General features: G+C 60.7%; 9 protein-coding genes and 1 pseudogene. 4 read left to right on the top strand and 6 right to left on the bottom strand.

Annotated features, from left to right (window positions below):
* Positions 1-276 precede the first annotated feature (276 nt).
* From MK6180000_RS11915 to MK6180000_RS11905, 3 genes are read right to left on the bottom strand one after another with little or no spacing between them, the layout of a single operon-like run.
* Entirely contained in the window at positions 277-1752 is a 1476-nt protein-coding gene (locus MK6180000_RS11915) for a hypothetical protein (protein WP_138934940.1), read from the bottom strand.
* The gene (locus MK6180000_RS11910; protein WP_138934939.1) at positions 1730-2125 is read right to left on the bottom strand and encodes a hypothetical protein; all 396 of its coding nucleotides are present in this window, start codon (positions 2123-2125) and stop codon (positions 1730-1732) included. Before MK6180000_RS11910 ends, MK6180000_RS11915 begins: the two co-directional genes overlap by 23 nt.
* Positions 2126-2134: 9 nt before the next feature.
* On the bottom strand, positions 2135-3880 hold the full coding sequence (locus MK6180000_RS11905) for a hypothetical protein (RefSeq protein ID WP_138934938.1): 1746 nt from the start codon (positions 3878-3880) through the stop codon (positions 2135-2137).
* 272 nt (positions 3881-4152) lie between these two features.
* Between MK6180000_RS11905 and istA the strand changes: the two are divergent.
* Both istA and istB read left to right on the top strand, forming a co-directional pair.
* Positions 4153-5641: pseudogene (istA, locus tag MK6180000_RS11900) on the top strand (IS21 family transposase); the annotation flags it as partial.
* A 36-nt stretch (positions 5642-5677) separates the two neighbouring features.
* Positions 5678-6379, top strand: a complete 702-nt coding sequence (gene istB, locus MK6180000_RS11895; protein ID WP_138936480.1) for an IS21-like element helper ATPase IstB — start codon at positions 5678-5680, stop codon at positions 6377-6379.
* A gap of 64 nt (positions 6380-6443) precedes the next feature.
* Here the strand turns inward: istB and MK6180000_RS11890 are convergent, their stop codons facing one another.
* The 3 genes from MK6180000_RS11890 to MK6180000_RS11880 form a co-directional block, all read right to left on the bottom strand.
* The gene (locus MK6180000_RS11890) at positions 6444-7376 is read right to left on the bottom strand and encodes a tyrosine-type recombinase/integrase (RefSeq protein WP_171054608.1); all 933 of its coding nucleotides are present in this window, start codon (positions 7374-7376) and stop codon (positions 6444-6446) included.
* A gap of 211 nt (positions 7377-7587) precedes the next feature.
* Complete coding sequence (locus MK6180000_RS11885) at positions 7588-9477, bottom strand: propionyl-CoA synthetase (protein ID WP_138934936.1); 1890 nt, start codon at positions 9475-9477, stop codon at positions 7588-7590.
* A 527-nt stretch (positions 9478-10004) separates the two neighbouring features.
* The gene (locus tag MK6180000_RS11880; protein WP_138934935.1) at positions 10005-12281 is read right to left on the bottom strand and encodes an NADP-dependent malic enzyme; all 2277 of its coding nucleotides are present in this window, start codon (positions 12279-12281) and stop codon (positions 10005-10007) included.
* Positions 12282-12502: 221 nt separating this feature from the next.
* Here MK6180000_RS11880 and upp point away from each other — a divergent pair, with 221 nt between their 5' ends.
* Together upp and MK6180000_RS11870 are read left to right on the top strand one after the other, a co-directional pair.
* A complete protein-coding gene (gene upp, locus MK6180000_RS11875; protein ID WP_138934934.1) occupies positions 12503-13135 on the top strand; it encodes a uracil phosphoribosyltransferase in 633 nt (210 codons plus the stop codon).
* A gap of 78 nt (positions 13136-13213) precedes the next feature.
* On the top strand, positions 13214-14551 hold the full coding sequence (locus tag MK6180000_RS11870) for an SPOR domain-containing protein (protein ID WP_138934933.1): 1338 nt from the start codon (positions 13214-13216) through the stop codon (positions 14549-14551).
* The last annotated feature ends 21 nt before the right edge of the window (positions 14552-14572 follow it).

The following is a 14572-nucleotide window of genomic DNA, read 5'->3' as shown; positions in this document are numbered from 1 at the left end:
TTGACGGATCGTACACCGAACCGACGCCGTTAAAGTCGCATCCGATCGACTCGGCGAGCGTGGAGGCCGGGTGGGGCGGGTCGTCTAAGATTGAACCGCCTCGGCGGCTACGGCGCTTAGTTCGATGAAGCCGCAATCCCGCAAGATACCGGAGGCACCGAGGTACTCGCGCAGATCCCCCCGTCCCTTGGGGCGGGCGCGGCGCACCAGAGATGAACGGGTGAACTTGAATCAGGCTGAGCCTGCGGCTCAAGTTGATCCCCTCTGACTACCCTTTCAGGCACCTCCTTCGATGATGTCCAGTATCGTGCCGGCGGCCGCCGATCCCCGCGCGATGGTGGTGCTGAGGCTTGTTTCAAACTCTCTCATGGAGGCGCGCGCTAGGGCGTGTCTATCCTGCGATGCCGCAAAGGACGCAGCGTGTTCTCCGATCGTCCAGTGGTTTGCGGCGACGCGCACACGCTCGCTACGCCGACGCACCTCTGGGTCCATTTCCGCAAGCAGCGGCAGCGCCTCGTTGATCTCGATTTCAGATCGAAGGTGCGAGCGGGTAATCTGCGGTTGCCCATTGGCCAGCCACCATGCCTTTGCGGCGCCGACGTCGTGGCCAAACGTATCCCTGAACTGCCTCTCAAAAGGGCTTTCGAACTGCCACGGTTTATCATGGACTTCCCGGTTTGCGATCGCGCTGGTCGAAACACGTCCGCCTTGCGACCCCAGCTCGTAGTAGACTTGGTCTCGTATCGCGTCGTGTATCGGGCTCGTCGCGTCGGTCGTAAGGACGACCCTCTCGTCGAAGCTTGCTGCTACGATAGGCATCATAGCCGCCGCCCCCAGCCCCAGGCAGTGGAAGGTATTGAGTCCGCCACCCGATTGCCGCAGCCCGACATTGAGTCCCTTCAAAATCTGAATTATGCGAACGTAGCGCCTCGGTGCGGGGCGCTCCAGGCTATGGTTTCCCGTGCCGATTATAAAAAAGTCGGTTGCGGAACTGTCTAAGTTGATCCCGGCTATCCCGACCGCGGCGCAACGCACGCCATTTGCGGCGGCGAGCTGACCGGCCTTCCGGGCTGTATTGAAGTCGACCGCGCTGAGCACCGCGTGCACGCGCACATCGGCGCACCGCGGATCCTCACTCACGGCCTTCCAGAGCCGGAGGGAGCGTCGGTTTCTGGTCGCAAATCGGTCGGTGGAAAAGCCGGTGATCTCCCGCTCCAGTTGCAACGCCAGCAAGCAAGCGACCGCGAAGTCCTCCTGCGCGATCAGGTCCGTTGGATCCATTGCCAGCTGCAGCTCGATCAACGCCTCGCGGTCAACCGCCTTTGACACTGCTGTAGCATGACTAATCACGCTGTTCGCGAGGTCGTTGGCGGTTCGGCGAAGCGGTTCGGGAATGTCGCTCCCACGGGGCACGTGTCCTATATCCCGGCGGATCTCGCGGACCGCGTTATGGACCGAGGCCGCATCGTCGGCGAACACGTCGATGACCTGATCGATGAGCTGTTTGGAACCGTTGTCTGCGAAAAGGGGCAGGCCAAGGCCGCGAACGCGCGCCGCCGCGTCCAGCGTAGCCGGCGTGACACGATGGGAGGACAGCAGATAAGCGCGTGGCTGGATGTCCTCTGCCGCGAAGGCAGCGATCGTCTCATTCCGCAGGTTCGCAACAAATCGCATCTTGCCGTACCTCCCAATCAGCGGCCCAGATCCGCAGCCGTCGGTGGTGAAAATTTCAGGCGAACGGAATGCCTTCATTCAGGGTGTGTATGCAGGCCTCCAGCTCATCCTTCATTGCGTCGGCCTCCTCCATCGCAATTTCGCACGCCACGCGGAGGTCCTGATAGTCGTTCCACTTGTCTTCAACGTCGGATGAGTGCACGCATTCAAGAACCCTGTCGCGATACTCCTCCCACTGCTGCTCCAGTACATGCACGAGCATGGGGTCCATGTCGGGCGTGACCTCTGGCGGCTCTGGGCCTGCTTCGTCCTTACAATCCTCTTCTGTCTCCGTGAGCCCGTCCAATAAGACCAGCAAAGCCTCATCGGCCTCGGCGCAGATATCGGTCGCTTCCTCAAGGGCCTCTAAGGCGGCATCGAACTCGGATTCGCATTGGTCGGATACTGGCATTTCAATCTCCTAACTACGAAAGAGTGGTAGATAGAGGAGTTCCCCGGCCCCAAGACGCTCCTCGTCATCGTCCCCCAAGCCGTGCGGGCCGAGTGACCAGATCATGTTGGCGCCGTTGCGCCAGGGCTCGAACCATTGGTCCGCCAGCTGCAGGAACGCGATGCGCCAACTCAATCGACTGAGAGCATCAAGGGAAAGCGTGTCGATCTCGACGGCCGGCTGGCCGTCGAAAAGGGCCGAACCGGCCTTGAACAACCCGTTAATGCGAACGAACGAATCCAAGGTTACCCCCGCATGGGGCAAGTGCGCGAAGATCGCCACGGCGTTCGCGGTCGTGTCACTCGACGGATCGAGCAGGACCAGTCTACTGACGAGCTTGCCATCGCTCAATCGCAGCGCCTCAAGCGCCGTCACGAACCCCTCGATTTCGACGAAATCACCGTCGAGCGACGCATCGAGATCCTTCAAGGCCACATCCTTGCCGTTTGGCAGCGACGCGTTAAAAGCGGTCGCATCCGTCTTGCGCATCAGCTCGTCGACGTCCTCCGGCGGGTGTACGCTGAGCGCGCCGAGCGCCAGGCGATAGCTCGCGCAATGGCTAGCGAGGGCCTCGCGGGTCAGCATTCCCGCACGCGCCGCGAGCCGCCCGATTCGCTCGGACGCAGCTCCCTTGCCGTCATCACGAAGGGAGAGCATCGTTTGGCGGATTGCGCCTTGGCTTCGCGCCAGAATAAGCAGGCGGCGCTCGATCTCGCCTGCCAGCCCCGTTGCCGCGTCCGCGATCTCTTCCACCCTCTCTCGCCCCGCTAGCGCGCAGTAAATTCGCTGCTGACCGTGCTCGAGCCATCTCTCCGTTTCTATGACGACACGCTCTATCGCGCAGCTAATTTCTTCGACATCGCTGGTTCGGGCGGGTGCGCGTTCCGATCGCTGCGAGAGATTGAATTCCGCATGAACACGCGCCAGAAGACCTCGCGACAAGCATGACAGCACCCAGTTAGATTTCTCTTCGATCGGGCCCTTGAGAAGGGCGGCGAGGCGCGGTGAGAACGGTTCCAGCAATGGTACGTCTTCCATCTTGCCTTCCGCGAGGAGCGCAATGGAAGCGTCTAGGTCGATCCGCTCCTCCACCCGCTTTGATGCGGAACGGATCTTGGACTTCAACGGCTCCCCCAATTCCCTTCCGAGGCGGCGTTCGACGCGCGAGATCGCGCCTTCGAGCCGCGCGGATGGATCACTCGCGGCCAGCTTTTCGCGGAGCCCTTCGCGTAGCGCCTGACCTCCATCCCTGCCAGCCGCAGTCTTCAAGAGGTTGACGAAGTATGCTGCCTGCCGTCGCTCGGCTCCATCACGCGCGCTCCCGCAAATCGCGGCTTCCTGTAGGAGTCGAAACGACGCGTGCCCAAGACCCAGGCAACGCAAGGCCCGATTGGAGACCGACTTCCAGGACTGATCGATCACGCCTTGGCGGAATGCCAACGCATTCTCTAACAGATCCCGAAGCGGAACAGGCGTGTCTGGCGGGATCCCGAGTAGGTGAATCCGCTCGTCGAACAGCCCGGGGTCGTCGATCGAATGAGATACCATGTTTCGTTTCCTCCCTTCGGTGGCTCGAACCGGAACCGTGCGCAAAGCGATGACCACGAGACCTGACATCTTCTTCAGACCAGAAATACCTGCGTGGTTCGACGGATGAACTAAGAGATCATACCACAAATTCTCGCCATCTCCCAGAACCTGCCCGGTTCCAAGCATTCTGTGCGCGAGGTCCTCCCCTCAGTCGCGGAACTGGCGCGCTAGCCTCCAACTACCCAATAGTACCCACATGAGCGATGACCCCACAAAGATAAAACACCTGGTGCTCGACACCGTCGATGGAGACCGTCGCTTCACCCCTGTCTCGGGCGCGCTACAGCTGTGTTTCGGCGTGCAAAACTGACCCCATTGACGGGGTAATCGGCGTCCAATTTTGACCCCCCTCATGTTTCATCTAACCATCCGTTGTGCGGCAACGGATGGAGGGGGAGTTGAAGCGAGTGGATACGATTGCGCGGGTGCGTCGGGCATTTCATGTGCAGGGCTGGTCGATGAAGCGCATCGCCCGGGAGTTGCATGTGTCGCGCAATACGGTGCGCAAGATCCTGCGAACGGACGAGACCGATTTCACATACGAGCGGGAACACCAGCCGATGCGGCGGATCGGGCCATGGCGGGCTGCGGTCGACCGGTTCCTGGTGGCCAATGAAGGCAAACCATCGCGTGAACGGCTGACGATGATCCGGATCTATGAGGAAGTTCGGGCGCTTGGCTATGAAGGCAGCTACGACGCAGTTCGACGCTATGCCAAGACATGGTCGAAGGCGCGCGGGTCAGCTGCAGCGGAAGCATATGTGCCGCTCTACTACGCGCCGGGCGAGGCTTACCAGTTTGACTGGAGCCATGAGATCGTGCTGATCGGCGGCGTCACGACGACGGTGAAGGTCGCACATGTCCGGCTGTGTCACAGTCGGATGATGTTCGCGCGGGCCTATATGCGTGAGAGCCAGGAGATGGTGTTCGACGCGCATGAGCGCGCCTTCGCCTTTTTCAAAGGGGCCTGCACGCGCGGCATCTACGATAATATGAAGACAGCAGTCGAGGCAGTCTTCATTGGCAAGGAGCGGCTTTATAACCGGCGGTTTCTGCAGATGTGCAGCCATTATCTGGTTCAGCCGGTCGCCTGCACCCCGGCGTCCGGCTGGGAGAAAGGTCAGGTCGAGAACCAGGTCGGCCTTGTTCGCGAGCGATTTTTCACGCCCCGGCTTCGGGTCAAAAGCCTGGACGAGCTGAACGTCTGGCTACTCGACAAGTGCATCGCCTATGCCAAGGCGCACAAGCATCCCGAGCGCAGTGATCAGATGATCTGGCAAATGTTCGAAGCGGAACGCGCGACCCTCGTGCCCTATGTCGGCCCGTTCGACGGGTTTCATTCAGTTCCGGCTTCGGTGTCGAAGACGTGCCTCGTCAGGTTCGACAACAACAAGTATTCGGTCATCTCAACAGCCGTCGGGCGGCCCGTCGAAGTCCACGCCTATGCCGAGAAGATCGTCATCCGACAAAATGGCGTTGTCGTGGCCGAACATCCCCGCTGCTTCGGTCGCAACGAGACGGTCTATGATCCCGGCACTATGTCCCTGTGCTGGCGCGTAAACCCGGTGCGTTGCGCAATGGCGCACCGTTCCAGAACTGGGTGCTGCCAACTGCGATGGCCGACGTGCGGCGCAAACTCAAGAGCGTCAGCGACGGTGATCGTCAGATGGTCGCCATTCTCGGCTGTGTCGCTGGTGATGGCATTGTCGCCGTCGAGGCGGCCTGTCAGGAGGCGCTGGCACAAGGCGTGTTCTCGGCGCCGGTGATCATCAACATCCTCGCCCGCAGCCGGGATCATACACCACCGCCATTGCTTCTCACCCCACCGCGTTGCGACTGACCCACGAGCCCGTGGCTGATTGCGCACGCTATGACAGCCTCAGGAGAACAAGTCGCTATGGAACGCACCGTGTTCTGGAACTGATGGGAACCCTCAAACTCTACGGGATGCGCAGTGCCTATGACGAGGTCATGGCCACGGGCATCAAGCGCCAGTTCGAGCCGCCGCGCATCGTGGGAGATCTGCTGCAGTCGGAGATCGCCGAGAAGCAGGCGCGCTCGATCAAATACCAGCTCACCGTGGCGAAGCTGCCGCTCGCGAAGGATCTGGAAGACTTCCACTTTGCGGACACGCCGGTCAACGAAGGGCTGGTGCGCGATCTCGCCACCGGCACCTTTGTGGCCGACCAGCGCAATGTCGTTCTGATCGGCGGCACTGGCACCGGAAAATCGCATCTGGCGATCGCAATTGCCCGGGCGCTGATCCGCAATGGCACACGCGGCCGCTATTTCAACGTCATCGACCTGGTGAACCGGCTCGATGCCGAGACCCGCGCCGGCAAGCAGGGGCGCACCGCCGATTACCTGACACGCCTCGACTTCATCGTGCTTGATGAGTTGGGGTATCTGCCCTTCGCCCAAGCGGGCGGGCAGCTGCTGTTCCATCTGATCAGCAAACTCTACGAGCGCACATCCATCATCGTCACAACGAACCTCGCCTTCGGTGAATGGCCGTCGGTATTCGGGGATGCCAAGATGACGACCGCGCTGCTCGATCGGCTTACGCATCACTGTGAGATAGTCGAAACCGGAAACGAGTCCTGGCGCTTCAAAAACCGCGCCTGATCCCAACCGATCAAGGTCTATCCCGCCTCCGCAACTTGATCAGCTAAGTCGGGACAGACCCTGATCAACACACCACAAGGGGGTCAATATTGGATGCCGATATGGGGTCAGTATTCAGCGCCGATTGACACGCCAATGCGATCACATGCAAGGCTTCCTGGGACAAAGGCACATCAAACCCGGCCGTATTGGAGGCGCGGCCTTTCACGTGCAGAGGCGGGATCTGCCACATCTCTCCTTCGATCTGTCCCAGCTGCATGTTGTTCACGGAATCTGCCCGCACCCCCGTCAGGATCAGCATTCGCAATGCCAGTTGCACCGGATCGTCATCGGAAAGGGTCGCGTAGAGGGCGGGGACCTCTGACCATGGAAGGGACAGACTTTGTCTGACCGGTTTCTTGTTCTCTCCCAGCAAAATGACCGCTTCTTCGATGACAGCCCGGTTTACGAGGAAGCCTTTGGCCCGCGCATACTTGAATACGGTTCTGAGCCGGGAAAGGGCTTTCTTGGCCGTGACCGGTTTCTCATGCCAGATCGGGGCCAGGGCATGCGCAATGTCGTCCTGATCGATCTTAACAATCGGCATCTTGCCCAACTTGGGCAGAAGATGCAGGCGCAGGGGGCTGACCCATAATCCGTCCGCGCCAGCATGCTTCAAGCTCGCCTTGTGTGTCCCGTACGCCTCCCACGCGAGGCTTTCCAGACGCCCATCCCGGGAGTTCGACTGCTGTCTCTCCAGACGGCGCTGTTTGACCGGATCAATATCGGCCTGCACCTGCAGGCGGACACAGTCCGCCTTTTTGCGGGCCTCGCCCAAGCCAACCCGCTTGAAAGACCCGATCCCCATTTCGCGTTGACGACCCCACAGTTGAAAGCGAAAGGTCCATTGTGCCCCGCCATCCGCGCGCTTATGGAGCCACAGACCCTGTCCATCGCAGTGTTTTTCCACTGGGAGTGATTTAAGTTGTGCGACTGTGAATGCGTTTGATTTTGCCATTGATATATCTCCTTTATTATCTACGATCTCAAGTGACACTGTCCGGAATTTCCCGGAACAGAGTGACACCATAACCCACTGAACCTTAAAGGAACTTTAAGGCCGGTGAGACGTCATGAGACCGCATGACACAAAGAGGATATCCCTCCGGCGGGGATATTTTTGGCAAAAAGAAATGGGGGGCGCCGCATGATTGTGCGGCGCCTTTTGCCTAGTTCGGATAGCCAATGGTTTTTAATGCCTCTGCAATCTCATCCAATATCGCGGGATCGTCGATTGTGGCGGGCGGCTTGAACGTTTCGCCATCAGCGAGGCTGGCCATGGTGCGGCGCAGAATCTTGCCCGAGCGGGTTTTGGGCAGGCGGTCGACGACAACGGCCAGTTTGAAGGCCGCGACGGGGCCGATTTTGTCGCGCACAAGGGCGACGCATTCGCGGGTGATGTCGGCAGCCGGGCGGTCAACGCCCTTGGTTAAACAAACGAAACCGATGGGCACCTGGCCCTTCAACTGATCCTTGGCGCCCAGAACCGCGCATTCGGCGACGTCGGGGTGGCCTGCGAGAACTTCCTCCATCAGGCCGGTGCTTAGGCGATGGCCGGCGACATTGATGACATCGTCGGTGCGCGCCATGATATAAAGGTATCCGTCCTCGTCGATCAGGCCTGCATCGCCAGTCTCGTAATAGCCGGGGAAGGTTGCGAGGTAGGACTTGCGAAATCTGTCCTCGGCGTTCCAAAGGGTTGGTAGAGTGCCGGGGGGTAGCGGCAGTTTGATCGCTATGGCGCCCAACTCGCCCACCGGCTTGGGTGTGCCGTCCTCGGCTAGGATCTCGATGTCGTAGCCGGGCATCGGCACTGTGGGCGAGCCGACTTTGACGGCCAGCGCCTCAACACCGACGGGGTTTGCAGCGATGGCGCAACCTGTTTCTGTCTGCCACCAGTGGTCATAGACTGGTTTATCCAAGACCTTTTGCGCCCAGTGGATCGTATCCGGATCGGCCCGCTCGCCCGCCAGATAGAGCGCATTGAGGCATGACAGGTCGTAGTTTTTCAGCAACTCACCGTTGGGGTCCTCGCGCTTGACCGCGCGGATGGCAGTGGGTGCGGTGAAAAAGCTGCGCACGTTATGTTCCGAAATGACGCGCCAGAACGTGCCCGCATCGGGGGTGCCTACCGGTTTTCCCTCGAACACGATGGTGGTGTTGCCGTGGATCAGCGGTGCGTAGCAGATATAGCTATGGCCCACGACCCAGCCCACGTCTGATGCAGCCCAGAACACATCGCCCGGATCGACGTTGTAGATATTCTTCATCGTCCAGTTTAGCGCTACCAGATGCCCGGCAGTAGCGCGGATCACACCCTTGGGCGCACCTGTGGTGCCCGAAGTATAGAGAATATATGCTGGGTGATTGCCCTCGACAGGGAGGCAGTCTGCAGGCTCTGCGCCATACTGGAATGCATGCCAGTCGACGTCGCGGCCCTCTATCAGGTTTGCGACCTCCTGATCGCGCTGAAAAATCACGCAGAAGTCCGGTTTGTGCGTGGCTTGCTCAATCGCGCCATCGACTAGAGGTTTGTAGTGCACCACGCGACTTGGCTCGATCCCGCAGGAGGCGGCGATGATCGCCTTGGGGGTGCAATCGTCGATGCGGACGGCCAGCTCATTGGCAGAAAAGCCACCAAAGACGACCGAATGGATCGCGCCGATGCGCGTGCAGGCCAGCATCGCCTCGAGTGCCTCGGGGACCATGGGCATGTAAATGATGACGCGGTCGCCTTTTTCCACGCCCTTGGCGCGCAAGGCGCCGGCAAGGTTGGCGACGCGAGACTGAAGCTCCGCATAGGTGATGTGGTGTTTTGTGCCTGTGACGGGGCTATCGTGAATAATGGCCACTTGCTCGCCGCGTCCGGCGGCGACGTGGCGGTCGACAGCATTGTAGCAGGTGTTCACCTTTGCATCGGCGAACCATTCGTACATGTGATTCCCGCGATCAAAGAGAGCCTTGGTCGGGGCCTCGTCCCAGTCGATGGCCTCGGCCTGCTTTAGCCAATAGGCTTCGGGGTCGTCTTTCCAGCTGCGGTAAATGTCGGCGTAGCGCATATTGGCCTCCCTGATGCCATTCTCATGTTAGGGCGGCGAAAGGGTGCGGGGCAAGTAGCGATGCGTTTGTTGCGCATCGCAAGCGAGATTCAACGCCATTTTGCGCTGCATCGTTCCAAGAATTTTGCAGGCATTAAGCGCTGCCGCAGCGTAATGCGCCAAAAGTGGCCGAAGCGGATATAAGTTTGGCAAGTCTCTGCCTATAAAGGAAAAAGCCGACAGGCGGTGTTGGAAATGCCTCTTGTTTTTTGGCTGGGATACGTCAATTTGGATACAGGGAAGGCATGGTGCCGACCCTTAACCTCAAGAGAAGTCAGTAAAATGGCAAACACATCCAAACCCCAGCCGAAGCAAGCCGGCTCGAAGCCGGGCAGCCAGCCCAAGACGAAGTAAGCCCAACTTCGGCAGAGAACTTTCGCCGCCCCGGAAACGGGACGGCGACGTGTTTTTTGAACTAGATGGTTCTCTCCGCTTCCACGGCTGGCCGCTTTGGACAGACCGCAGAAGGAAAAATGATCGCTGCCAACCTAGCCATAATGCGCGACTGGCGTGCCGGCGATGGCCGCCATGTTCAGCAGACCGCGCGGCGTGATGGAGGGTGACACAATATGCGCACGGTTGCCCATGCCCATCAGAATCGGGCCAACTTCTAGCCCGCCGCCCTTCATCTTGAGAATGTTGCGCACGCCTGACGCCGCATCGGCGTTGGAAAAGATTAGCACGTTCGCCGCGCCATGCATCCTGTTGCCGGGCAAGAGGCGCTCGCGCAGGTCCTCGTCCAGCGCGGTGTCGATATTCATCTCGCCCTCGTAGCAGAAATCGCGCGGTTTTGCGTCTAGCAGGGCAATTGCGGCGCGCTGACGTTTGCCAGAATCCTCGCCTTGATTGCCGAACTGCGATTGGGAACAAAACGCGATGCGCGGCTCGATGCCAAAGCGGCGGACGTGGCGTGCGGCGCCGATGGCCGACTCGGCCAACTGCTCGGGCGAGGGGAAGGTGCGCACATGCGTGTCCGCAATAAAGAGCGGACCGTCCTCTAGAATCATCATACTGAGCGCGCCGTGCGGGTGATGGTCTGTATCCCCCAACACTTGGTTGACGTAGTTTAGATGCCAGCGATATTCGCCGAATGTGCCGCAGATAAGGCTGTCTGCCTCGCCGCGATGCACCATAACAGCGCCAATGGCGGTGGTATTTGTGCGCATGACCGCCTTGGCCAGATCAGGCGTGACGCCCCGGCGCTGCATGATCTCGTGATAGCTGGTCCAGTAGTCGCGGTAACGCGGATCGTCCTCTGGATTGACCAGCCGAAAATCGCGGCCGGGGCGGATGTCGAGGCCCAGCCGCTCGCAGCGTGCCTCGATCACCGATGGGCGGCCGATCAGTATGGGTTGCTCGCTGGTTTCCTCCAGAACGGCCTGCGATGCCCGCAGCACGCGCTCGTCCTCGCCCTCGGCGAATACGATGCGGCGGGCGTCCTTTTTCGATGCCTCAAAGACTGGGCGCATCAGCAGGGCGGATTTGAACACCGACGCGTCTAACTTGGCCTTGTAGGCGACCAGATCGTCCAGCGGTCGGGCGGCCACGCCGCTCTCCATTGCGGCGCGGGCGACGGCGGTGGATACGATGCCCGACAGGCGCGGATCGAACGGCTTGGGGATGAGGTAGTCGGCGCCAAAGGTCAGCGCCTCGCCCTGGTAGGCCGCTGCTGCCTCGGCCGAAGTCGTGGCACGGGCAAGCTCGGCGATGCCATCGACGCAGGCGATCTGCATGGCGTCATTGATCTGGGTCGCGCCCACATCCAGCGCGCCGCGAAAGATGAACGGAAAGCAAAGGACGTTGTTCACCTGATTGGGAAAATCGCTGCGCCCCGTTGCGATTATCGCGTCCGGTGCGGCCTCGCGGGCGAGGTCGGGCATAATTTCCGGAGTGGGGTTGGCCAGCGCAAAAATAATTGGGCGCGAAGCCATCCTTTTGACCTGTTCAGCGGTCAGCACACCGGGACCGGACAGACCGAGGAAGAGGTCCGCACCGTCAATCACGTCGTCCAAAGTGCGCATGTCTGTCTCTTGCGCGAAATCGGCCTTTTGCGGGTTCATGTCCTCGGCCCGGCCCGCGTAAACCAGCCCATGAATGTCGCACAGCCATATATTGCTGCGCCGCACGCCCAATTTCACCAACATGTTCAGGCAGGCGATGCCCGCCGCGCCGCCGCCGGTCGAGACGATCTTGATGTCTTCCCACTTCTTGCCCGCTACATAGAGCGCATTGGTGGCGGCGGCGCCGACGACGATGGCAGTGCCGTGCTGGTCGTCGTGAAACACCGGAATACCCATCCGCTCGCGGCAGATCCGCTCAACAATGAAGCAGTCGGGCGCCTTGATGTCCTCAAGGTTGATCGCGCCGAATGTGGGCTCCATCGCGCAGACAATATTGGCCAGCTTTTCGGGGTCCGGCTCGTTCAATTCAATGTCAAAGCAGTCAATATCAGCAAACTTTTTGAACAGGACCGCTTTGCCTTCCATCACCGGTTTGGACGCCAGCGCGCCGATATTGCCAAGGCCCAGAACGGCGGTGCCGTTGGTCACAACCGCGACCAGATTGCCGCGGCTGGTGTATCGGCTGGCGTTTGCGGGGTCGGCCTTGATCTCCAGACACGCCTCGGCGACGCCGGGCGAATAGGCGCGCGCCAAATCCCGGCCATTTGCCAGCGGTTTTGTTGCGCGTATCTCTAGCTTGCCGGGTTTTGGGAATTCGTGATAATTCAGGGCCGCCTGACGTGCGCTGTCGGTCGTGTCGCTCATGGTGCGGTTCCTTACCTGAATTGGTTTAGTGTTAAACTAGTTTTCTCGTGGTGGCGTGGGTGTTGCCCTGAAAGTGCATCTTTGCACGGATACACGCAATCAGGAAGAGATCTGGTTACTGCCCAAATATGGCGGGCACGGCGAGCTTTTCCAACGCTGCCATTGCCCGCGCCGCGCGCATCTGTAAATAAGATGCCAGCCATTTGCAGAAGGAACGTCCCATGCAGCAGCACCTGACTGTCGTCAAACACCCCCTTGTTCAGCACAAGCTGACGCTGATGCGCGAGAAGGACACGTCGACCGCTGTGTTCCGTCAATTGCTGCGCGAAATCTCGCAGCTCTTGGCGTATGAGGTGACGCACGAGTTGCCCATGACCACGCGCGAAATCGAGACGCCAATGCGTGAGATGGACGCGCCGGTTCTCGCGGGTCGCAAGCTGGCGCTGATTTCGATCCTGAGGGCGGGCAATGGCCTGCTGGACGGAATGCTGGAGCTGATCCCGTCGGCGCGGGTCGGCTTTGTAGGGCTCTACCGCGACGAGAAAACGCTGCAGCCGGTGCAGTATTATTTCAAGGTGCCCGACCAGTTGGGCAAGCGGCTGGTGATCGTCGTCGATCCGATGCTGGCGACGGGTAATTCGTCTGCCGCCGCTGTGGACCTGCTCAAGCAGGCAGGCGCGACTGATATCCGTTTTCTGTGCCTCTTGGCCTCGCCCGAGGGTGTCGCCCGAATGAAGCAGGCCCATCCTGACGTGCCGATCGTCACGGCTTCGCTGGATGATGGACTGGACGAGAAGGGCTACATTCTGCCGGGGCTTGGCGATGCAGGCGACCGGATGTTTGGTACCAAATAAGGCGGGCCGATCATCGCTTGCCTGTTTACTAGCGCGCTGAATTAAGGCAGGATCACCCCTACATCTTGTGGGGGCAACATGAAACTTACACGCTTGATAGCGCTCGCGGTCATTGCCGCGTCTTGCGGACTGGGTATCGCTCAGGCCAAATCTCTTCGCGATTCCGGCACGCCAGCGGAATTTCCGCCCAGTTCCTACACGGGGCGCCAGTACGTCGACAGCGAAGGCTGCGTATACGTGAGGGCAGGGATTGACGGTAACGTGACATGGGTGCCGCGCGTATCGCGCGCCCGCAAGACTATGTGCGGCCAACAGCCATCGCTGACAGCGCGTGCGCCCGCCGCAACGCCGAAACCTCAGCCACAAATAGCGCCGCAACCCAAAGCCAAGATATCCGCAGTCCCTGCACCTGCGCCGAAGCGCGTGGTGCGTGCCAAGCCCGCCCCAGCGCAGCCAGCCCTGAAGGTCCGCGTGCGCAAGGTCGCTGTTCCAGTGCCGCGCCCTGCGCCAGTTCTTGCCCCTGTCGCGAAGCCTGCGAAACAGCCCGTTCGCCGCAAGACGCGCGTTGCGGTCGCCCCGGTCTGCCCGGGCGCAAGCGCGCTGTCGTCGCGCTACACTGCCAACGCCGAAGGGTATGCCGTTCGGTGCGGGCCGCAGAAAGCACCGCACGTGACGCGCGTTCCCGGCACGCATGCGGCGCGTAGTGCCCCGCGCGCCATGCCCGCCCCCAGCTACGAGGCGCCCGCCTATAGCGTGCCCGCGCCGGCAGCGGTGCTAGCCTATGTGGTACGCACGGCGCCGACCGTGCCACAGGGCCGCAAGGTCAGGCGCGTCGTGCGCGTCGATCCCTACACCGTGCGCGTCGCGCCCCGGCATGTCGCCCAACAGCAGGCCCGCGCGACTCAGGAGGTGGTCATCCCCGAAGGATACAAACGTGTTTGGATGGACGGCCGCCTGAACCCTAACCGCGCAAACCAGACTTTTGCGGGCAAGGCGCAGATGGATATGATGTGGACACAAACCCAGCCGCGCCGCCTGATCCTGACCGATACTGGGCGCGAGATGTCAGCGCAGTATCCCGGCCTGGTTTATCCCTACACCAGTTATGAGCAACAGCGCGCGGCCATGGCAGCGCCCAAGCGCCGCGGAACAGTCTCAACCAAATCTCGTCAGCCTGCGGCGCAGGCTATTGGACAAAATTACGTACAGGCTGGCGTCTTCACCACGCGAGCGCAGGCGCTGCAAGCGGCGCAGCGCCTTAACGGGGTGGGCCTGCCTGCGCGGCTGGGCAGCATGACGCAGGGCGGCACAAAATACAGTCTGCTGCTGAGCGGGCCTTATGCCAACGCACAATCGGCACAGAGCGCGTTGGCGCGGGTGCGCAGTGCGGGCTTTGGAAATGCGCGCCTGCGTTAAGGCGGCTCGCCATCTGACAAC

The organism is Roseovarius arcticus, assembly GCF_006125015.1.
GTDB classification, from domain to species: domain Bacteria; phylum Pseudomonadota; class Alphaproteobacteria; order Rhodobacterales; family Rhodobacteraceae; genus Roseovarius; species Roseovarius arcticus.
Note: the sequence above shows the minus strand (reverse complement) of the source record. Positions and strands in the feature narration are given on the sequence as shown.